The following is a 20,075-nucleotide window of genomic DNA, read 5'->3' as shown; positions in this document are numbered from 1 at the left end:
TCGCCCCGGAAGGCCCCGCTGATCGCCGACGCTCGGGAGCATGACCCGACGCCCGTACCGTTCCATCACCAGCCAGCTCACCGACGACCATCTCGCCGCGTATGCCCGCGCGCACGAGGCGGAGCTCCGAGGCGACTGGGAGACCGCCGCCAGCCAGCACCTCTCGGTCCCGTTCTTCCAACGGTCGACGCACGGCCAACGCTTGAGGATCCTGGCCGGCCTCGGCGACGCCGCGCCAGGCTGGATGGTCGCAAGACACCTCACCGAGGTGGCGCGTCGACTCCCGCGTCGCGAGGACCACGCGATCCCTACGGCGATCGAGCTCGGCGTCGTCGTGGGTCACCCCGGTGGCGTCGACGTCTCCCGGATCGGGTGCGAGCACCCGGAGCAGGTCCCCGCCTACCTCTTCGCGCGCGACTGGGTGACACGCCAGGCAGACGTCCACGAGGGCGACGCGCTCGCCGACCTGCTGGTCGCCGCCGCTCCCGAGCTCGTCGACCGCTCCGGCGTACGACGCTGGGCCGGCGCCCCGATGGGCGGCTTCCGCGTCGGGGAGACCCGGGGCGAGTCCCTGGCCCTGGTCGATGCTGAGTCCGGGGAGGAGCACGAGGTGCTCGACCTCGGCCTGACCGAGCAGGTCCCGCCGGGCAGCCACGTGCTCGGTCGGCTGGTCCCGGTCGAAGCAGGCCCGGGCACGGCCCTCGACTGGCGCCCGCTCCCCATCGACGAGGTCACGGCCAGGGCCGTGGCCCGGAGCCCGCACCACTGGATCGAGATCCTGGCGACCCGGTGCCGCGCCGGCCGCATCCCGACGGGTTTCTCCTACCTCTCGGAGTCCTCGACCACCAGCGACCTGCCGCACCAGTCCTGGACCTCCCTGCTCGGCCTCGGGCACGACCACGACCTCGGGCGTGACCGTCAGGGGCCCGACCGCGTCATCGGCCAAGCCGTCGACGCGGCGCTGCGGCTCGCCGACCGAGGACGCGAGCACGTACGGACGCACAGGCACACCATCGCCGACCTGATGCTCGACCCGCACCTGACGCCGGAGCGGCTGGCCCGGCACGCCACACCGGCCAAGCGAGACCGGTGGCGAGTGCTCGCCGAGTGCCTGCCGCCGCACGCCGCCGCCCGAGCCGCAGAGATGCTGCTGTGGTGCGAGGTCCCGTCCGCCGGCTGAAGGGCGGCTGCGTACGGCCGGGGCGCGAGACGAAGCCGATCACTCGACCGACCATGGCTCAGGCCTCGACCGGCCACCGATCACTCACCCAGGCCCAGTCGACGCGCTCCTGCTCGAGACGCACCCGATCGCCGTAGCGGTCGGTCACCAGGTCCTCGTAGACCCCCCGCTCAGCCGCGGTCAGTCGCGTCAGGTCCGCCGTGGTCGGCGACGGCTCCGCGACCCAACGCTCGCGGTGCTGCAGCAGTGTCTGCTCGTCCATCAGGAACGACCTCGTCTGCGGCAACCACGCGCGCAGCTGGTCGAGGATCGCGAACCCGTGGGTGTCGAGGTCACCCCAATAGTGCACGGGCACCTTCGCCAGCCAGGGCAGCCGCCCGGCACGGGACACCCGGAAGCCCTCCCCGAAGATCGTCACCCCTCGTCGCGGGACCGGGACCGTGAGGAACGTGGTCTCGTTCTCCACGATCACAGCCGAGGCCACGTCGAGGTCGAGCGCCGCCCACTCCTCCACCGGGGCGGTGACGTCGCGCAGCGGCCCCTCCCCCACCTCGGCGCCGAGCCGCAGGCGCAACCGAGCGGGCGGCCCGACCAGCCCCAACCCGGCCAGGAACCCGTCCGTCGACGCCGACACCCCGAGCACCCCGGCCAGCAGACCTCGATGCCGTTCGACGCACTTGGTGTCGACGCCGGGCGCGGTGATCTCGCGCAACCGGCGACCGCTCCCCCGCTCAGCACGCAACCATCCCAGAGCGGACAGCACGAGCATCCACTCCTCCTCGGGCACCGCCAGCGCGGCGTGCGGATGACCCAGCACCCACGTCAGCACCTCGGCGTCGGCTCGCACGAGCTCCACCCTCGAGCGCCAGGCCTGCACGTCGCCCTCGACAGCGAGCGTGCGCCACGCCTGCTCCCAGTCCGTGACCACGACGGCTACGGGGAGCTCCGATGCGCCCACCGTCCGCGCTCCCAGTGAGCGTCGCTCGATCTCGAACCGGCCGGGCGCCTCGCGCTCCCACGCACGGCTCCAGGACCGCACGGCCTCCAGGTCCTCACCGAGCTCACGGGCCGACGGACCGCGCAACCGCACCCGGACGGGCTCGAAGGCCTCCCCGCGGGCGTACGCCGCCAGCAGCGCCCCCGACCGCCACCGTGGCCGGAGCCGAGCGGCGACGACGTCGGGAGTCGACCACGTCGCGCGGTCAGCCATGACCGTCGCGACGCCGGCGGTAGTCCTCCACGGTCAGCGTCTGCACGCGCGAGTCGCGACCGTCGCGATTCTCCACGAACCCGATGGCCGACACGTACGGCTCGATCACGTGGACCTTCTGCAACGGGGTGACGATGAGCAGCTGGAGCCCGAGCCGTCCGAAGAGGGACAGCGCGTAGCGCGTCGAGAGGTCCGACCCGCGTCCGAAGGCCTCGTCGATGACCGCGAACCGGAAGTCGCGCGACGCCGTGGTGCCCCATTGCAGCTTGAACTGGTAGGCCAGCGACGCCGCCAGGATGGTGTAGGCGAGCTTCTCCTTCTGTCCGCCCGACTTGCCGTCGGAGTCGCGATAGTGCTCGTGCTCGACCCCTGTGTCGCGCTCCAGCTCGGCGGCCGAGAACGTGAACCACGTGCGAACGTCGGTGACGCGCCGGGTCCATGTCTTGTCGCTGTCGGCGTGGCCGTCCCGCCCGCGGAACCGGTCCACGATGCGCTTGACGTCGAGGAAGCGCTGCTCTGAGTACTGGTCGCTGTCGCCGTCGAGCGCACCGCGGGTCACCGCCCGGAGGTCCTCGCGGAACTGACGCACCTCGGTGTTCACCGTCGGCTCCACGAGGAGCTTGATGAAGCGGCCCGGGGAGTAGTCGATGGCGTGGAGCGACTCGTTGATGAGCTCGACGCGATCACGGATGTCGTCGGCCTCGCGCCGCAACCAGGTGGCCAGCCCGGCCAGGTCACGGATGGCGTTGGTGTTGAGCTGGCGCTTGAACTCGGCCTCGAACTTCGGCAGGTCGTCACGGCGGACCCGATCGCGGAACGCTCGGTACTCCCCGGCCGCCGCGATGGAGGCGTCCATCTCGGTCGTGAGAGCCGGCCACTGCGCCTTGATCGCCGTCATCTGCGTCTGCGCCGACGTGGCGAGGCCGTTCATCTGCAGCTGCAGCCGCTCCATGTCGGCGGTGAGCGACCGCGCCACGTCGCCCGCCCGCCGGTCGCACTCGCCGGGCTCGGTGACGTCCACCGCGCGCGGGGCCAGGGTGGGGTACTCCGCGCGAGCCAGCGCCACGACCTCCTCGCCCGCTGCGGCCACGAGGTCGCCGGCGACGGCCAGGTCACGGGCGCTGCGGTCGCGATCGGACTCAGCGACGCGAAGACGTCCGTCGACGTCGGTGCGTCGCTCGTCGAGGTTCGCGATCTCCTCCTCGACGGCCGACAGGGCACGGTCCACCTCGGCCAGTCGCGACGAGCCGGCCAACAGGCGCCGGCGCTCCGCCTCGGCTGCCTCGGCCTGGTCGATCGGAGTGGCGACGTCGACCTCTGTCCAGGACCCGAACTGCGCGACGTTGCTCAACGTCTCGGCCCGCTGACGCACCGCGTCCCTGTCCGCCTCGACGGACTCGACCTCGGCCTCGGCAGCCGTCAGCGCCTCCTGCAACCGGTGCAGCTCCTCTGTCAGGGCCTCGATCTTGCGAGCGTTCGACCGACCGAGGACCCACGAGCGTGGGTCGTCGACCCGTCGCCGGTCGTCCTTCTCGTGGCGGGCGCCGGCACGGACCTGGCCCTGCCGCGTGACCGCGCGCTCGGCCTCGGCCAGCTCCGCCACCGAGTCCACACACCGGTGGTCGGCACGGCGTCGCAGCTCTCCGGCCAGGAAGGTCTCGAACGGCCCCGGCTCCAGGAGCAACGTGTCGACGAGGCGCAGGTGCATGCCGTCCGCATCGGGCTGCACGCGCACCTGACGCTCGGGGACCCGGTGGTAGACCAGGCGCGCACCCAGGTGGTGGCTGTCGACCCAGTCGGCGACCTGCCGGTAATGACGCTGCGGCACCAACAGCGACAGTCCGAACCCCCGGAGCACGCGCTCGGCGGCACCCCGCCACGAGGAGTGCTCCTCGGCGACCTCGAGAAGCTCTCCGACGAAGGGCACCTCGTCCTCGGCGAGCCCCAGTTCTGCGCACAGCCGCTCGCGCAGGCGAAGGCTCTCCCGGGGCAGGTTGGTCGGTCGTCCGGCCAGGCTGTCCAGGTCGGCCCGCACGTCGGCGACCTGCTCGCGGACTCCGGCGCGACGACCCATCGCCTCGGCGAGTCCGGCGTCCAACGCACGCAGCTGCGGGGCGGCCTCGTCGTACGCGGCCCGCGCCTCCACCGACCGTTCGTGGAAGGACTGGCCGTCGACGACCTGGTCCAGCCCCGCGTCCTCCAGCAGCCGCGCGTACTTCTCCGACCGTGCCCTGCGTTGCTCGGCCAGCTCGCGCAGCTCCTTGACCGTCTGCTCGAGGTCGGCGACCCGGTCACCGCCTGCTGCAGCACGCTCGCCGATCAATCTGGCCTGCCGCGTTCGCGCCTGCTCCAGACGTGAGGTGATGCCCACACGTTCGGTCGCGAGGGCGTCCAGGGTCTTCCCCAGGGAGGTCTGCCTCTGCTCGAGCAGGCCGATCTTGTGCTCGGTGAAGAACAGCGCCACGGCATCGCGGCGGCGACCCGTCGCAGCCCGCTCCTCGGCGAGGGCATCGTGCTTGTCGCAGGTGATCAGCAGGGGGTCCAGGGCCGCCAGCTGGTCCTGGGCACGGCGCACCGCGTCGTGGGCACGCGTGAGGTCCTCGACGTGGGCGACCACCTGGGCGATCCGCTCGGTCGGGTCCGAGGGCTCCAGCATGTGCGTGCGCACGAAGTCGTTGAGGTTGCCCACCGACTTCATCGAGACGGTCTGGTGGAAGAGCTCCAGCGCCTGCTCCGAGGCGATGCCGAGGAGGCGCCTCATCCGTTGGCCGTACGCCGGGAAGTCCTTGTCGACGCTGGCGCCGGCCTCGCGCAGGCGCCGTCGCAGCGCGTTCAGGTCGGTGCCGAAGCCCGCGAAGTCCCGTTCCACGGCCAGGTCGCGCTCGGCGGTGACGAAGAACCGGTCCGGTTGTCCGGCCCGATCACGCTGGGTGAAGACCTGGGCCAGGGTGACCGGCTCCGGGGCGTCGTCGTTGGCGAAGACACCGAGGATGACCGAGTAGGAGCGGTGGTCGCGCAGCCCCACCGGTCGCGAGGTGCCCGTGCTCTCGATGCGCTCGGACTTGTAGTGCCCCTCGACGTAGGACCTCAAGGAGCGCTCGCGCGACTCGGCGCCGGCGGCCTTGTTGTAGGAGATGCGGTGCGCCGGGAGCAGCAGGGTGGTCACGGCATCGACGAGGGTGGACTTGCCGCTGCCGATGTCGCCGGTCAGCAGGGTGTTCTCACCGTCGAGGTGCAACGCCCAGACACGTCCGTCGAAGGTCCCCCAGTTGAGCACCTCGATCCGGTGCAGCCGCCACCCCACGCGCGCCGCCGACGGCCCGTCCAGCTCCAGGGCCGAAAAGAGACCGTCACTCATCCCGCGCACCTCCGGCGGCGCCGCGGTAGTCCTCGAGACGGGCCGCGAAGTCGGCGAGCGTCTGCGCGTCGACGTACGCCTTGAGGACGCGGCGGACCTCGAAGGTGTCGCGCTGCCCACGCAGCCGGCGCAGGAAGCCGAGGTCGACCACCTTCCCGATCGTGGTGTCCACCTGATCGACCTGGCGCGCCTGGTTGGGGGTGTCGGCGAGGAAGAGCGACACCATCTCCGCGATCTGGTCTCGGGTCAGGATCAGCCGTGGCTCCTGGGACGTGGACTCCCACTCGACCATCCGCTTGCGCAGCAGGACCAGCATCAGGCTGACGGGGTAGGAGAGGCTGCGACGCTTGACCAGGCGGGGCAGACCGTCCTCCTCGTCACGGGCACGGAGGTAGGCGTAGCCCTCGGTCTCGTCGACGACGACATCGACTCCGATCATGTCGAAGTGGTCGCGCACGGGCGCCCCGTGGCGCAGCAGGGTCTGCCACACCTGCTCCTGGGCTTCGCGGTAGACGACTCCGCGCATCAAGGTGATGACCGCGACGGAGGCTGCGGTCTCCTGCTCGGTCCTCATCGTGGCCTCACGATCTCACCACGGTGGCCTGCGGCATGCGCACGGTCCGCGTGCCGACCCGGTCGTCGTGCCACGAGACGGTGATCGTGCGGCTCTCGTCGAGCTCGACGCGCAGGTCCTCGTCGGTCAGGGCGAGGTAGCCGAGGAGCTCCGCGAGTCCGTCGCGCAGGGGGTAGAGCTCGATGACCTCGTGGAGCAGCGCCGAGCTGCGGGAGGGTACGACGGCGCGCAGCTGCTCGGCGAGCCGGGCGGTGTCCACGAACGTCTGGTCGAACAGCCCGGCTGTGTCGATCTCCTCCACCTCCCCCGTGGGGATCCTCGAGTCCACCTGGCTCGCGGGACGGACGTCGTAGAGCGGCCGCTCGAACGGCAGGCTGAGCTTCACCTCGGTTTCGTCGACCTCGAGCCCGACCGCCGGGGGTGCCGCCCGCAGCGCCAGCGCGGAGGCCTCGATCTGCCGGACCAGCTCGAGGACCCGTCGGTTCTCCAGCCACACCTGGTCGTCGAGGAAGCGCCGCAGCTGCTCGGAGAGCGAGCGGACGACCGCCTGGGTGCGCTCGGCCGCGTCGTACCAGTCGTGGTGCGCACGGCGGGCCCGCGGGTCGACGTCGATCTCCTCGAGGGCTTGGACCTGCTCCAGCAGGTCGGCGAGCTCGTCCTGGCGCTCCTGGCTGAGCAGGAAGTCGTAGAACGCCTGGAAGCTCCGTCCCTGGTCGGAGCTGGCGATGTCGGCGCGGTCGGCCACGAGCGTGGCGAGCAGGTCGCCCTTGCCGCCGTCCCAGGTGGCGATGCGTTCACGGGCAGCCCGGTCCAGCGACCGGAAGTTCTCCTCGACCTCGCGGAAGTCGGCCAACAGCTCGCGTGCCGTGCTGGCGAAGAACTGATAGCGCTCGCGCAGGGCCGCTCCCTCCATCACCCGCACGCGCCCGGCCTCGACCTCCTCGATCTCGGCGTCGATCTCCGCGCGACGGCGGCGGAGCTCCTCGAGACGGGTCTCCGGGTCGGCTTGCGCCCCATGGACGATCTGGCGCAGCAGGTCGACCAGGGTGTGCAGCCGTGACTCGGTGCCGATGCTGGGACGCGCTCGGAGGGACCCGACCCAGGCGTAGGCCTTCTCCAGTGCGGGGGTGGCGTCGTAGTGCGCCTCGTCGCCGTCGGGCGGGTAGAAGCGCCGCAACCAGCCGGCACCGGGCGCCGACCAATCGTCGAGGTAGGTGGCCGGCGACCCGGTGTACCTCTCGCCTTCCGCCAGCTGCTGGTTGGCCGCCCACAGGAAGTCGTCGAGCGCCTCGGTCAACGCAGCCTGCGGGCGAGCACCCTCGTTCTGCTCGACGAAGAGGCGACCGAGGAACGCCAGCACCAGCGGCGCGTTGCGAGCACGGAGCAGACGCCAGGCCGGGCTGGTGTCGGCGAGCATCCGGATCTCGTCGAGCTCCATGCCACCTCCCGCTGCCGCATTCCCAGGGCTCCTGTGCTGCGGTCGAGGGTAGGGCGTGGCGGCGACAGTCCGCCGGCCACCCGCTGCGCGACGTCAGGAAGGCCGCGCACGCCCCAGCTCGTAGGTCACCTCGAACCACTCTGCCACGTCCGCGATCTCGAGCGAGTGGTCGAGGCCCACAGCCCGGACGAACATGTTGGCGTGCACGGTCGGCACGTACCCGAGGTCGATGCCGTTGAAGTCCAGGAACGCCACGGCGGCCGCCCAGGCTGTGCGCTTGTTGCCGTTCTCGAAGACCTGACGAGCGGCCATTCCGTGCAGCAGCGCCGCGGCCTTGTCGAACATCGACGGGAACGCCTCGAAGTCGCCGTATCCGGACCAGGGGCGTTCCAGCGCGGCAGCCAGCCCCACAGCGTCCAGGAGCGCGTGGTTCTCGCCGGTGTCGGCGCAGAGGACCTCGTTGTACGCCGAGACAAGAGCGACAGTGAGTCGGCGGGTCACCGCGCCAGACGCTTCAGCAGCTCAGCGTCACGCTTCATCACCTTCGCCAAGGCAGCCATCGCCGTAGCGTCGTCGACGTCCACGACCTCCTCGCGCTCCTCACGCTCCTGGTCGCGGATCTCGTCGTCGCTGGCCCGGTGGCTCATGTCCTCCACGGTACGCCGCACGTCCGACGACGACACCCGGCTTTCCACAGCCCCGGCCCCACACCGCCAGCCGCCGTACGTCGTTCGACGGATGCCACGGGCGCCGCGCCGGCCCTAGGGTCGACCCGTCGCCCAGCCCCAGGAGCCCAGGAGGACGCATGCGGTACCGCCAGGCCCTCGCCGGCCGCACGTTCGAGTTCGACGGGCTGGTCGACCTGCTCGGCAGGGCGAGCCCGGCCCGGTCCGGGGACCGCCTGGCGGGGTGCGGGGCCCAGAGCGACGTGGAGCGCGCAGCGGCGAGACACGCGCTGGCCGACGTGCCGCTCACCCGCTTCCTCGACGAGCACGTCGTCCCGCCGGAGACCGACGACGTCTCGCGGCTGATCCTCGACCGGCACGACACGGACGCCTTCGCGCCGATCCGCTCGATGACCGTCGGCGAGCTGCGCGACCACCTGCTCACGGTCGCCGTCGCGCCCGACGCCGCGACCACGCTCGCCCGGCTGGGCCCGGGGCTGCTGCCCGAGATGGTCGCCGCGGTCTCCAAGCTGATGCGCAACCAGGACCTCGTGACCGTCGGGGCGGCGTGCCGCGTCACCACCGCGTTCCGTACGACGCTGGGCCTGCCGGGCCGCCTCTCGACCCGTCTCCAGCCCAACCACCCCACCGACGACCCGGCCGGGGTGGCGACCTCGGTCCTCGACGGGCTGCTGCTGGGCTCGGGCGACGCGGTGATCGGCATCAACCCGGCCTCCGACAGCCCGGAGACGGTCACCCGACTGCTGCGGCTGCTCGACGAGGTGCGCGAGCGCTACGAGATCCCGACCCAGTCGTGCGTCCTCACTCACGTCACGACCACGATCGACCTGATGGAGGCGGGCGAGCCGGTCGACCTGGTGTTCCAGTCGATCGCCGGCACCCAGGGCGCCAACAACGGCTTCGGGGTCACGATCGCCCAGCTCGCCGAGGCGCACGCCGCGGTGCAGGAGCTGGGGCGCGGCACGGTCGGCACGCAGGCGATGTACTTCGAGACCGGGCAGGGCTCCGCGCTCTCCGCCGACGCCCACCACGGCACCGGCGGTCGGCCCGTCGACCAGCAGACGCTCGAGGCCCGCGCCTACGGCCTGGCCCGCGCCTTCGACCCGTTCCTGGTCAACACCGTGGTCGGGTTCATCGGCCCGGAGTACCTCTACGACGGCAAGCAGATCGTCCGCGCCGGCCTGGAGGACCACTTCTGCGGCAAGCTGCTCGGCCTGCCGATGGGCGTCGACGTCTGCTACACCAACCACGCCGAGGCCGACGACGACGACATGGACACCCTGCTCACGCTCCTGGGTGTCGCCGGGTGCACCTTCGTGATCGCGGTGCCGGGCGCCGACGACGTGATGCTCGGCTACCAGTCGACCTCCTTCCACGACGCGCTCTACGTGCGCCGGGTGCTCGGCAAGCGGCCGGCGCCGGAGTTCGAGGCGTGGCTGCAGGGCGTCGGCCTCGCGGCGCCGGACGGACGCATCCTCGACGTCGACCCGAGCCGCAGCCTGCTCAAGGAGCTGGTCCGGTGACCGAGCAGACCGACCAGCCGACCGACCGGCCGAGCGGACAGCCGAGCCCCGACTTCTGGGCGGCGCTCCGACCCACCACCACCGCCCGCGTGGGCTTGGGTCGCGCCGGCGACTCCGTGCCCACCCGCCGGCTGCTCGAGCTGCAGGCCGCCCACGCCGTCGCGCGCGATGCCGTCCACGCCTCCCTCGACGTCGAGGCGATGACCGCCGCGCTCGCCGGGCTCGGCCTCGGTGACCCGGTGCCGTTGACCAGTGCGGCCCCCGATCGCGCGACCTACCTTGCGCGCCCCGACCTGGGACGTACGCCGGCTGCGCCCCTCTCCCCCGCCGACCCGATCCCCGCCGACCCGATCCTCGCCGACCGCCCAGGCCGTCCCGACCTCGCGGTCGTGGTGGCCGACGGCCTGTCCGCGCTGGCCGTGCACCGGCACGCGGTGCCCCTGCTCGAGGCGCTGCTCCCCCTCGTCCCGCAGCTGGAGGTGGCGCCCCCGTGGTTGGCGGTCCAGGCCCGGGTGGCGATGGGCGACCACGTGGGCGCCCATCTCGGCGCGGCGATGACGCTGGTGCTGGTCGGCGAGCGGCCGGGCCTGTCCAGCAGCGACAGCCTCGGGGCCTACCTCACCTGGGGCGCCCGCCCCGGCACCCCCGACTCCGCCCGCAACTGTGTCAGCAACATCCGCCCGCCCCACGGACTCGACCACGCCACCGCCGCCCGCACCCTCGCCTCGCTGATGGAGGGGGCCCGGCGGCTCGGGGCCACCGGCGTACGCCTCAAGGACCGGCCGGACGCCCTGACCTGACCGGCCCCGGCCCGACCAGCCCCGACCAGCCCAGCCCCGAACAACCCCGCACAACCCCGCTCCGACCCCGACCCGCGGCGAGTGAGATCAGCCCGGCCACCAGGCCGGGGTCCGCAGCCGCGCCTCGGTGTAGGGCGAGGGGTGCACGATCCGCTGCCGGTTGTCCTGGATCTGGAACACCAGGTGCGCCATGGAGATCGACGGGTCCGGCGTCGCCAGCGGGTAGGCGAGCGCGGCCTGCCCGGCCCCGGCGAAACTGTAGGCGCCGTTGACGCCGCGGTGCACCCCGTGGCGCAGGCTCTCCGAGACCGACCCGAAGTCGCGCGGCGAGTCGGCGGCGGCCCAGGCCTGCGCGAGCAGGCGCACCCGGTCGTAGGCGATGCCGGCGTGCGAGCGGCCGGGCGGGACGGCCCACTCGCGGCGGTAGGAGTCGATGAAGCGCCGCGCGACCCCGTCGGAGTAGGTGCCGGTGGTGGTGGCCCACAGCAGCCCCTCGGCCGCCGGCCCCATCTCGACCCGGAACCGCGGGATGGACGGGGCGTAGAGCGCGTACAGCAGCGTCGGGGACGGGTCGGCCTGGAAGGACCGCACGAAGGTGCTGGTCTCGTGGGTGAAGTAGCTGCCGATCATGACGGCCGCCGGCGCGAGCTCGGCGACCCGGCGCCCCTGCTCGGCCCACGCCTCCTCGCCGCTCACGTCGTCGACGACGTAGTCGAGCTCCCACCCGGCACGCTCGGCCATCCGCACGGCGCGGTCGATCCCGAGGTCGCCGAGCTTCCAGCGGCCCCGGACGATCGCCAGCGAGCGCGAGGTCGTCTCGAGCTGGCCGCTGTCGCGCAGCTCGGTGAGCGCGTGCACGAAGCCCGGCCCGTAGTTCGTGTCGCTGGGACAGATCTGGAAGATGTGGCCGTAGCGCCCGGGGTTGTCCTCGACCAGGCGCACCATCGACTCCAGCGTCGCTGCGTGGAGGTACGGCGCACCGTGCTCGGCCGCGATCTCGTGCGCGACCTGCTGGTCGCCGAGGTACCCGGACACGAGGGCGTCGACGTCGCGCCCGGCGAGCTCGGAGAACGCCTGCTCGATGGAGCCGGGGTCCTTGATGTCGAGGTCGACGTTGACCAGCTCGACGTGCCGCCCGCCGATGCCGCCGCGGGCGTTGAGCTGGCTGATGGCCAGCTGGCTGGCCCGGATCATCTCCTCGCCGTCCTCGGCGATCTCCCCGGTGACGGGGAAGGCGCTGCCGAGCAGGATCGGGCGGCGTACCGAGCGGCGCCGGCTCGGGACGGTCGGGGCCGTGGGTGTCCCCGGACGCACCAGCCCGCCGACGATCGGCGGTGGGGTGGGCTCCTCGTCCTCCGTGCTGAGGATCCCCAGCAGCAGCCGCTCGAAGCCGGCTGCGCCGCCCGGCACCGGCAGCAGGAGCAGGCTCTCCTCGACGGCCACGGCGGCCGCGGCGGCGCGCGTGCGCACCTCGAGCTTGGTCAGCAGCCGCTCGACGTGGGTGGTGACCGTCCGGACGCTGGCCCACAGCCGCTCGGCGACCTCCGCGTTCGACAGGCCGCCCGCCAGCAGGGTGAGGACCTCCAGCTCGCGCTGGGTGATGCCGTACGGCGGCGTGGAGTCCTCCAGCCAGGTCAGCGAGGTCCGCGCACCGGCCCCGCCGCTGCGGATCGTGGCGAAGGCCAGGCTCCGGTCGGCCGCCCGCCAGTAGAAGGAGATCTCGTGGTGACCCTCGAGCCGCCCGGCCCGGCGGGCCAGGGCCACCAGGTCCTCCCACGACCGGGTCTGCGCCCCGGCGACGTCGAGGCCCCGCACCGTGGTCAGCTCCCCGTGGGCGTCGAGCACCACCTCGTGGGCGGCGGCGCGGTCATGGGGCGTTCGGGCGTCGGCGAGCACAGGTCCTCCCATCCTGGGCGTCGGGGCCCGAGCCCCGGACCAGGCTAGGCCGCCGGTCCGGGGCGTGGGGCCGCTGTGGTCTCCCGAGTCCGAAAAGTGAGCCGCCCGTGACCTCAGGACCGTCGCTGGCGCGACCAGGAGTCCAGCGCCACGGCGAGCAGGACGATGGTGCCCTTGGCGATGAGCTGCCAGTTCTGGGAGAGGTTGAGGCTGTAGAAGAGGTTGGTCAGCGTCGCGAAGATCAGCAGGCCCACCGCCGAGCGCCACACGGCCCCCTCGCCGCCGCGCAGCGAGGTGCCGCCGACGATGACGATCGCGATCGCGTCCAGGGCGATGTTGGCCCCCACGTCGGCCTGCCCGACCCCCAGGCGCGAGGCGTCGATCGTGCCGGCGAAGGCCGCCAGGGCCCCGGTCATCACGTAGACGCTGGCGGTCAGGTCGGTCACCCGGAGCCCCGAGAGCCAGCCGGCCTCGTGGTTGCCGCCGATCGCGTAGATGTTGCGGCCGTAGCGGGTGGAGGCGAGCAGCACGCCGCCGATGACGAAGGTGACCGCCAGGATCAGGATCGGGGTGGGGATGCCGGCGACGCTGGAGCGTGCCAGCACCTTGAACTGCGGGTCCGAGACGATGAACGGCGCCGAGCCGGAGTAGAGGTAGGCCACGCCCGAGATCACCGAGGCGCTGCCGAGCGTCGCGACGAACGGGTTGATGCCGATCCGTGCCACCAGCAGGCCGTTGACCAGGCCGCACACCAGGCCGGCCCCGAGGGCGGCCAGGATGCCGAGGGCGGGTGAGCCCGTGGAGATGGCGACGCCGGCCGAGACCGTCGCGCCCAGGGCGTACGTCGCCCCCACCGACAGGTCGAAGCCGCCGGAGATGATCACGAACGTCATGCCGAGGGCGACGATGCCGACGGCGGTGTTCTGCAGCAGCAGGTCGCGCAGGTTCTCCGGCGAGACGAAGCCCGGGTAGAGCGCGGTCGCGAGGACGACCAGCCCGAGCAGCGCCAGGATCATGGCGTAGCGCTGCAGCAGCACCGCGGCCGAGAGCCGCTGGGTCGGGCTCGGGGCCGGGCCCCCGGCCACGGCCGGGGCGGGGTCGAGGTCAGTGGACTGGTTCATGGTTCTCTCCTGAGCTGAAGCCGTGGTGGACGACGGCGTCGACGGTGAACTCGGGGTCGTCGGCGGGGATCTCGCGGACGACGCGGCCGTGGGCGAAGACCAGCAGCCGGTGGGCGATGGCCAGGACCTCCTCGAGCTCGGAGGACGTCACCACGACCGCGGCGCCCTCCTCCGCGAGCCGGACCAGCGAGGTCAGCACCTCGGCCTTGGCGCCGATGTCGATCCCGCGGGTGGGCTCGTCGATGAGGAAGACGTCGGGGCGGTGGCCGGCCCACTTGGCCAGCAGCACCTTCTGCTGGTTGCCACCGGACAGGTTGCGCACCGGCTCGCCGACCCGCGCGCGGTTGAACGCGAAGAACTCACCGGTCTCGCCGGTCTCGGCGGCCTCCGCGTCACGGTCCAGGAACGGCTTCCGACCGGCCGCGGACCGGCCCAGCCAGTAGTTGCTGGTGGCGTCCATGCCGAGGACCAGCGCCTGCTTGCGCGACTCGGGGACCAGGACGACCCCGGCGTCGACGCTGCTGCGCACCCGGCGCGGCCAGTCGCGGTCCTGCCCGTGCAGGCGCATCCGCCCGGTGGAGGACGGCTCGGCCCCGGCCAGCGAGCGCAGGAACGTCGTCCGCCCGGAGCCGACCAGGCCCCACAGGCCGACGACCTCGCCGGCCCTCACCGTCATCGCGATGTCCTCCAGGACGCCCGGGAGGCAGACCTCCTCGACGTGGAGCACCTCGTCGCCGATCGGGTGCGTGCCGCGGTCGGCGAGCTTGTCGACGCTGCGGCCGACCATGTGCTCGATGAGGGTGGGCCGGGTCCACTCCGCTCGCGGCGCGCTGCGCACGACGGCGCCGTCGCGCAGCACGGTGATGGTGTCGCTGAGGTCGAGGACCTCCTCGAGGTTGTGGCTGACGAAGACGATGGTGGTGCCGCGCGCGACCAGCGTCCGCAGCACCCGGTAGAGCGTCTCGCGCTCGTGCTCGGCCAGGGCCGCGGTCGGCTCGTCGAGCACCACGATCCGGGCGTCGCTCTGGACGCCGCGCATGATCTCCAGCATCTGCTGCTGGGAGACCGACAGGTCGCGTACGACGGTGCCCGGGGGCACGTGGACGTCCAGCTCCTCGCACAGCTCGAGGTAGCGCCGGCGCATCCATCGGCGGTCCAGCAGGCCGCGACGGCTGCGGGTCTGCCCGAGGAAGACGTTCGCCTCGGCCGAGAGGCCGGGGATCATCGTGAGCTCCTGGTAGACGGTGACCAGGCCGAGCTCACGGCTCTCCCGCGGGTCGCCGCCGCTGAGCCGGCGGCCGAAGACCTCGACGGTGCCGTCGTCGGCCGCGAGCCGGCCGCTGATCATGCCGAGGAGCGTGGACTTCCCGGCTCCGTTCTCCCCGACGAGGGCGTGCACCTCGCCGGGACGGACCGTGACGTCGGCGCCCTGCACGGCGACGGCTCCGCTGAAGACCTTGCGTGCGCCCCGGCAGCGGATCGCCGGTGCGTGGGTGACCGCGTCGGGCGCGGTCGTGGTCGCGACGGGCATCGGACCTCCTGGAGGTGGGCTGGGTCAGGTCGCTGGTTCGGGTCGCCGGACCGGGCTCGGTCCGGTGGAGGGCCGTGCCGGTCACCGGGGACGGCGTCCGGTGACCGGCACGGCCGGCGTGGGGCGCGGCTCAGTACTCCGCGGAGAACTGGTCGACGTTGTCCGGGGTCGCGAACGGCGTACCGGGCAGCGAGTCGGACTCGGCGAGGTTGATGAACACCGGGACGTCCTCGCCGGAGACGTAGTCGGCGACGGCCTCGATGGCCTCGCGGGTCTCCTGACGCGGCAGCATCATCACCGAGCTCTCCAGCCCGCCGGACTCCAGCTGGGACAGGGCCCACTCGTCGCCGCCGAAGTCGTAGATCTCGACGTCCTTGCCGCCGACGGCCTCGACGACGCCGCGGGTCATGCCGGAGAAGTTCGACATGATGATGTCGATGTCGGGGTTGGCCTGGACGATCGTCTGGGCCGCGTCGAACGCCTTGGGGGTGGTGTAGTCGGTGGTCTGCTGCGCCACGACCTCGAAGCCCTCGGCGTCCTCGAAGGCCTGCGCGGCCTCGAAGAAGCAGATGGTGTTGGCGTTGAGGTCCGGGCCGGAGACCAGCCCGATCTTGGCGCCGTCGGGGTGGGAGTCGATGACGTCCTGCACCCAGTCCTGGTAGACGTCGAGGGTCTGTCCGCCGACGTAGGTGATGGTGCCGGGCTGGTAGGTCTCCTCGCCCAGGCTCGTGGCGCGGCCGCAGATGGGCAGGTTGAAGACGGAGACCAGCACGTCCTTCTCGGGCGCCTCGGTGGTGAGGATGTCGCACACGAGGTTGCCGTCGTTGGGCTCGACGACGAAGGCGTTGTACTTGCCGCTGGTGAGCGCCTGCTGCATCTGGTCGTACTGCGTCTGCGCGTTGAACTCGCCGTCGAAGACGTCGAGGTCGGCACCGAGCTCGTCGGCCACGGTGTTGGCCTCGTCGATGGCGGCCTGCAGGTAGGAGTTGCTGCTGCCGGCGGAGAAGTAGGCGATCTTCAGGTCGGCGGGGTCGTCGACGGGAGCGGCGATGATCTCCGCGTCGGTGTCCCCACCGGTCGCGGTGTCGGTGACGCCGCTGGAGCAGGCCGCCATCGACAGGCAGGTGGTCACGGCCAGGGCCGCGACGCGAAGGGTGCGGTGGGTCTTCATGGTGTCCTCACTGGGTTGCCGGGTGCTCCGGCGCTGGGGTGGTGGATCCGAGAAGGTGGCGGCGACGCTGCCGTCGGGGGGTCTGAGGGTTCTGAGGGGTTCAGAGCGGTTCTGGGGCGGCTGGGTGCGCTGGTCGCTGGCGTCAGTCGGTCCAGCAGTCGTAGATCTCGCTGAGCGAGGCGAACCAGACGCCGTCGTGGCCGGCCATGTGGGTCAGCAGCCGCTCCATGCCGAGCAGGTGGTGGGCGCGGCCGATGGTCTGCGGGTGGACGGTGATCGCCAGGACCGGGTTGGTCTCGCGCTCGTAGGCGAAGTCGAAGTGGTCCTGGAAGCGCTGGAACATCACCTCGGCGGAGCCGAGGCCCTGGTTCACACCGGGGATGTACTCGCCGACAGGGAAGTCGTCGAGGTACCACGAGACGGGGAACTCCAGGATCGGGCTCTCCGGCCCGCGCACCGAGCCCTCCTCCCAGCGCACCTCGACCGGGCGCGGGTGGTAGGGCTGGAAGTCGCGGCCCATCAGCGAGGAGTCCCACTCGAAGCCGGTCTTCTCCAGCAGGGCCAGGGTGTGCTCGGTGAAGTCCCACGCCGGCGAGCGGTAGCCCCGAGGGCGCTTGCCGACGTGCTTGAGGTGGCCCTCGATGGTCTGTTCCATCAGCCGGACCTCGGTCTCCTCGTCCAGCGAGGGCACCGACTCGTGGAAGCAGCCGTGGGCGGCGATCTCCTGGTCGGCCTCGAGGATGGTGGCGAAGGCCTCGGGGAAGGTCTCCATGGAGTGCACCGGGGTGCACCAGGTGCCGGTGATGTCGAAGCGGTCGAAGAGGTCCAGCACCCGGGGGACGCCGACCTCGGCGCCGAACTCGCCGCGGGAGAGGTAGCTGGGGCTGGTCTTGCCGAAGGTGCCCATCCAGACGGAGTGGGCGTCGAAGTCGCAGCCGATGTTGACGGCGATCTTCTTGCCGGCGGGCAGGGTGAGAGGCATCGCGGGTCCTTTCGCAGGGCGCAGCAGGTGGTGGCGCGGGTCGTGGGGCGAGCGGGCGTCGGTCAGAGCGAGACGTGGGCGTACGACGCGTAGAGCTCGCGCCGCCGGCCGCGGTCCTTGTGGGTGGTGGCCGCACCGGTGCGGCGGTTCTCGTGGAGCAGGTCGAGGTCGAGCTCGTAGCCCACGACGTCCTCGACGTTGGTGGCGGACTCGGCGAGCACGCCGTCGGCGGGGAAGACGAGGTCGCACGGCGAGAGCACCGACGCGCGGGCCCAGCCCGGCGAGAGCGGGGCCTCGAGGTGGGAGACGGTCGGGCAGTGCACGACGTACACCTGGTCCTCGATGGCCCGGGCCGCGGCGCAGTGACGCACGCGCCAGAAGCCGGCCTCGGTGAAGGTGTAGGACGGCACGAGGAGCACCTCGGCGCCCATCGCGGTGAGCGTGGTGGCGACCTCGGGGATCTCGGCCTCGTAGCAGATGGCGATGCCGACGGTGACGCCGTCGACGTCGAAGACGGCCAGCTGGTCGCCCTCGGCGGTGTCCCAGTCGGCCTCGGCCGGGAAGATGTGGGTCTTGGAGTGCCGGTGCTCCTGGCCGTCGGGTCCGAAGAGGAAGGCGACGTTCTCGTGGCCGCGCTCGGTGGCCACGAGGTGGCTGCCGGCGAGGATCCACTGGTCGCGTCGTGCGGCCTCGCCGGCGAACAGCTCCCGGTAGGCCTCGGTGTGGTCGGCGATGCGGGTGAGCCGCTCGATGCCGTGCGAGCGCCACTCGGGGTCGAGGGTGAACAGTGCCTCGGTGAACAGCTCGGGCAACACGACCAGCCGGGCGTCGGCGACCTTGTCCAGGAGCGAGCGGGCCTGGTCGGCGAAGGCGTCGAAGGACGAGACCTCGCGCATCTCGAACTGGGCCGCGGCGACGCGGAGGGTGCGGGTCATGGGTGTCTCCTGACGGGGTGGTGGGTGGGCGGTCACCGGTGGGCGGTCACCGGTGGGCGGTCACCGGGCGAGCAGGCCGCCGTCGATGACCAGCTCGCTGCCGGTCACGTAGCGGGACTCGTCGCTGGCGAGGTAGACGCAGCCCCAGGCGATGTCGTCGGGGTCGCCGCCGAAGCCGAGGGGCGTCAGGCCGATGACCTCGGCGTTCTTCTCCTCGGCCTGGCGCTCGGCGAGGGGGGTGCGGATCCAGCCGGGGATGACGGTGTTGGCGCGGACGCCGTCGCGGGCGTAGGTGACGGCGGTGTTGCGGGTCAGGCCACGGACCCCGCCCTTGGCGGCCTGGTAGGCGGCCACGCCCTCGGAGCCGACGACCCCCCAGGCCGAGGAGAGGTTGATGATCGACCCGGACCGCTGGGCCAGCATCGGCTTCAGCGCTGCGCGGGTGCCGAGGAAGACGCCGGTCTGGTCGACGGCCACGACGCGGGCCCAGGCCTCGGCGGTGACGTCGGCGATCCCGGCGTAGTCGATGACGCCGGCGTTGTTGACCAGGATGTCGAGGCGCTCGTCGCGCTCGAGGATGTCGTCGACGGCCTCGGCCCACGCCACCTCGTCGGTGACGTCCAGGTCGACGTAGGTGATCTCCTCGGCGCCCTCGACCGACAGCTCGCCGGGGGCGGGCTTCTCGACGTCGGCGATGTAGGTGAACGCGCCCTCGGCCGCGAAGCGGCGGGCGGTGGCCAGGCCGATGCCCATGGCACCGCCCGTGACGAGGGCGACCTTGCCGCGGAGACGGCCGGTGCGCTGGTTCATGGGGATCCTCTCGAGGGGAACGGTCGGGTCAGCAGGGGTCATCGGGGGGCAGCGGCGATCAGCGGGCGAGGTAGCCGCCGTCGACGGGGAGGTCGACGCCGGTGATGAAGCGGGCCTGGTCGGAGACGAGGAAGCACACGGCGGCGGCGACGTCCTCGGGGTCTCCGCCGACGCCCATGGGGGTCGCGTCGAGGAAGGCGCCGTTGAGCTCGTCGGTCTGGCCGAGCGTGAGCGGGGTGCGGATCCACCCCGGCAGCACCGCGTTGGCGCGGATGCCCTCGCGGGCGTAGGACACCGCGGCGTTCTTGGTCATCGTCAGGACCGCGTGCTTCGACGCGTGGTAGGCCGCGACGCCGGGCACGGACGTGGCGCCGCAGATGGAGGAGATGTTCACGATCGCGCCGGAGCGGGCGGGTCGCATCAGCCGCAGCGCGTGCTGCATGCCGAGCAGGACGCCGGTCTGGTTGATCCCGATGATCCGGTTCCACTCCTCCAGCGACAGCTCGTGGAGCTGGTCGTAGCCGGAGACGCCGGCGTTGTTGACCAGGATGTCGAGGCGTCCGTGGTCGGCCTCGATCTCGGCGACGACGGCCGCCCAGCGCTCGGCGTCGGTGACGTCGTGGGAGCGGGTCCGGATGTGGTCGCCGAGGTCGGACTGGTCACGGACGTCCGTGGCCACCACGGTGGCGCCGGCCTCGGCGAGCGCGGTGGCGACGGCGTGGCCGATGCCCTGGGCGGCACCGGTCACCAGCGCGACGCGCCCGGTCAGGTCGTGCATGGGGAGCTCCTTCGGACTCGCGGGCCGATCGGTGACCGGCGTGTCCGAGGACGGTAGGAATCCGCGGGCACCCGCGGCGTCC

The 20,075-nt window shown here is 72.1% G+C and carries 17 protein-coding genes; 3 read left to right on the top strand and 14 right to left on the bottom strand.

The window, feature by feature from the left end; all coding sequences use genetic code 11:
* The first annotated feature begins 40 nt into the window (after positions 1-40).
* Positions 41-1,180 (top strand): hypothetical protein, encoded by a 1,140-nt coding sequence (locus tag A6R01_RS00375; protein ID WP_292602196.1) that lies wholly within the window; start codon positions 41-43, stop codon positions 1,178-1,180.
* Positions 1,181-1,238: 58 nt separating this feature from the next.
* Here the strand turns inward: A6R01_RS00375 and A6R01_RS00370 are convergent, their stop codons facing one another.
* From A6R01_RS00370 to A6R01_RS00345, 6 genes are all read right to left on the bottom strand, one after another.
* Positions 1,239-2,390 (bottom strand): DUF3322 and DUF2220 domain-containing protein, encoded by a 1,152-nt coding sequence (locus A6R01_RS00370; RefSeq protein WP_292602193.1) that lies wholly within the window; start codon positions 2,388-2,390, stop codon positions 1,239-1,241.
* Positions 2,383-5,748 (bottom strand): ATP-binding protein, encoded by a 3,366-nt coding sequence (locus tag A6R01_RS00365; protein ID WP_292602190.1) that lies wholly within the window; start codon positions 5,746-5,748, stop codon positions 2,383-2,385. Before A6R01_RS00365 ends, A6R01_RS00370 begins: the two co-directional genes overlap by 8 nt.
* Positions 5,741-6,322: a DUF4194 domain-containing protein gene (locus A6R01_RS00360; RefSeq protein WP_292602187.1), complete on the bottom strand. Its 582-nt coding sequence runs from the start codon at positions 6,320-6,322 to the stop codon at positions 5,741-5,743. The genes A6R01_RS00365 and A6R01_RS00360 overlap by 8 nt, the downstream gene beginning before the upstream one ends.
* Positions 6,323-6,329: 7 nt before the next feature.
* Positions 6,330-7,760, bottom strand: a complete 1,431-nt coding sequence (locus A6R01_RS00355) for a DUF3375 domain-containing protein (RefSeq protein WP_292602184.1) — start codon at positions 7,758-7,760, stop codon at positions 6,330-6,332.
* A 93-nt stretch (positions 7,761-7,853) separates the two neighbouring features.
* Entirely contained in the window at positions 7,854-8,261 is a 408-nt protein-coding gene (locus tag A6R01_RS00350; RefSeq protein ID WP_292602181.1) for a Fic family protein, read from the bottom strand.
* Positions 8,258-8,407 (bottom strand): hypothetical protein, encoded by a 150-nt coding sequence (locus tag A6R01_RS00345; RefSeq protein ID WP_292602178.1) that lies wholly within the window; start codon positions 8,405-8,407, stop codon positions 8,258-8,260. The genes A6R01_RS00350 and A6R01_RS00345 overlap by 4 nt, the downstream gene beginning before the upstream one ends.
* 158 nt (positions 8,408-8,565) lie before the next feature.
* Here A6R01_RS00345 and A6R01_RS00340 point away from each other — a divergent pair, with 158 nt between their 5' ends.
* Positions 8,566-9,969, top strand: coding sequence for an ethanolamine ammonia-lyase subunit EutB (locus A6R01_RS00340; RefSeq protein WP_292602175.1), 1,404 nt, complete (start codon positions 8,566-8,568; stop codon positions 9,967-9,969).
* Positions 9,966-10,769, top strand: coding sequence for an ethanolamine ammonia-lyase subunit EutC (eutC, locus tag A6R01_RS00335; RefSeq protein ID WP_292602172.1), 804 nt, complete (start codon positions 9,966-9,968; stop codon positions 10,767-10,769). The genes A6R01_RS00340 and eutC overlap by 4 nt, the downstream gene beginning before the upstream one ends.
* 87 nt (positions 10,770-10,856) lie before the next feature.
* Here eutC and A6R01_RS00330 read toward each other — a convergent pair whose 3' ends face one another.
* The 8 genes from A6R01_RS00330 to A6R01_RS00295 form a co-directional block, all read right to left on the bottom strand.
* Positions 10,857-12,665: an ABC transporter substrate-binding protein gene (locus A6R01_RS00330; RefSeq protein ID WP_292602169.1), complete on the bottom strand. Its 1,809-nt coding sequence runs from the start codon at positions 12,663-12,665 to the stop codon at positions 10,857-10,859.
* 113 nt (positions 12,666-12,778) lie between these two features.
* Complete coding sequence (locus A6R01_RS00325; protein ID WP_292602166.1) at positions 12,779-13,786, bottom strand: ABC transporter permease; 1,008 nt, start codon at positions 13,784-13,786, stop codon at positions 12,779-12,781.
* A complete protein-coding gene (locus A6R01_RS00320) occupies positions 13,770-15,317 on the bottom strand; it encodes a sugar ABC transporter ATP-binding protein (protein WP_292602163.1) in 1,548 nt (515 codons plus the stop codon). The genes A6R01_RS00325 and A6R01_RS00320 overlap by 17 nt, the downstream gene beginning before the upstream one ends.
* Positions 15,318-15,447: 130 nt before the next feature.
* A complete protein-coding gene (locus A6R01_RS00315) occupies positions 15,448-16,488 on the bottom strand; it encodes a sugar ABC transporter substrate-binding protein (RefSeq protein ID WP_292602160.1) in 1,041 nt (346 codons plus the stop codon).
* Between the two features lie 142 nt (positions 16,489-16,630).
* Positions 16,631-17,470 carry a polysaccharide deacetylase gene (locus A6R01_RS00310; RefSeq protein ID WP_292602157.1) on the bottom strand — a complete coding sequence of 280 codons (840 nt, stop codon included), beginning with the start codon at positions 17,468-17,470 and terminating at the stop codon, positions 16,631-16,633.
* A 62-nt stretch (positions 17,471-17,532) separates the two neighbouring features.
* Positions 17,533-18,405 (bottom strand): carbon-nitrogen hydrolase family protein, encoded by an 873-nt coding sequence (locus A6R01_RS00305; protein WP_292602154.1) that lies wholly within the window; start codon positions 18,403-18,405, stop codon positions 17,533-17,535.
* Positions 18,406-18,465: 60 nt separating this feature from the next.
* A complete protein-coding gene (locus A6R01_RS00300) occupies positions 18,466-19,215 on the bottom strand; it encodes an SDR family oxidoreductase (protein WP_292602151.1) in 750 nt (249 codons plus the stop codon).
* A 58-nt stretch (positions 19,216-19,273) separates the two neighbouring features.
* Positions 19,274-19,993: an SDR family NAD(P)-dependent oxidoreductase gene (locus tag A6R01_RS00295; protein ID WP_292602147.1), complete on the bottom strand. Its 720-nt coding sequence runs from the start codon at positions 19,991-19,993 to the stop codon at positions 19,274-19,276.
* Positions 19,994-20,075: the final 82 nt, after the last annotated feature.

The sequence above is a fragment of the Nocardioides sp. REDSEA-S30_B4 genome, assembly GCF_001627265.1.
GTDB lineage: Bacteria > Actinomycetota > Actinomycetes > Propionibacteriales > Nocardioidaceae > Nocardioides.
Note: the sequence above shows the minus strand (reverse complement) of the source record. Positions and strands in the feature narration are given on the sequence as shown.

Coding starts and splice junctions, on each gene's coding strand:
- A6R01_RS00355 (WP_292602184.1), bottom strand. CDS start 7,760: ATGGAGCTCGACGAGATCCGGATGCTCGCCGACACCAGCCCGGCCTGG.
- A6R01_RS00310 (WP_292602157.1), bottom strand. CDS start 17,470: ATGCCTCTCACCCTGCCCGCCGGCAAGAAGATCGCCGTCAACATCGGC.
- A6R01_RS00375 (WP_292602196.1), top strand. CDS start 41: ATGACCCGACGCCCGTACCGTTCCATCACCAGCCAGCTCACCGACGAC.
- A6R01_RS00315 (WP_292602160.1), bottom strand. CDS start 16,488: ATGAAGACCCACCGCACCCTTCGCGTCGCGGCCCTGGCCGTGACCACC.
- A6R01_RS00370 (WP_292602193.1), bottom strand. CDS start 2,390: ATGGCTGACCGCGCGACGTGGTCGACTCCCGACGTCGTCGCCGCTCGG.
- A6R01_RS00360 (WP_292602187.1), bottom strand. CDS start 6,322: ATGAGGACCGAGCAGGAGACCGCAGCCTCCGTCGCGGTCATCACCTTG.
- A6R01_RS00305 (WP_292602154.1), bottom strand. CDS start 18,405: ATGACCCGCACCCTCCGCGTCGCCGCGGCCCAGTTCGAGATGCGCGAG.
- A6R01_RS00300 (WP_292602151.1), bottom strand. CDS start 19,215: ATGAACCAGCGCACCGGCCGTCTCCGCGGCAAGGTCGCCCTCGTCACG.
- A6R01_RS00295 (WP_292602147.1), bottom strand. CDS start 19,993: ATGCACGACCTGACCGGGCGCGTCGCGCTGGTGACCGGTGCCGCCCAG.
- A6R01_RS00325 (WP_292602166.1), bottom strand. CDS start 13,786: ATGAACCAGTCCACTGACCTCGACCCCGCCCCGGCCGTGGCCGGGGGC.
- A6R01_RS00320 (WP_292602163.1), bottom strand. CDS start 15,317: ATGCCCGTCGCGACCACGACCGCGCCCGACGCGGTCACCCACGCACCG.
- A6R01_RS00365 (WP_292602190.1), bottom strand. CDS start 5,748: ATGAGTGACGGTCTCTTTTCGGCCCTGGAGCTGGACGGGCCGTCGGCG.
- A6R01_RS00340 (WP_292602175.1), top strand. CDS start 8,566: ATGCGGTACCGCCAGGCCCTCGCCGGCCGCACGTTCGAGTTCGACGGG.
- A6R01_RS00345 (WP_292602178.1), bottom strand. CDS start 8,407: ATGAGCCACCGGGCCAGCGACGACGAGATCCGCGACCAGGAGCGTGAG.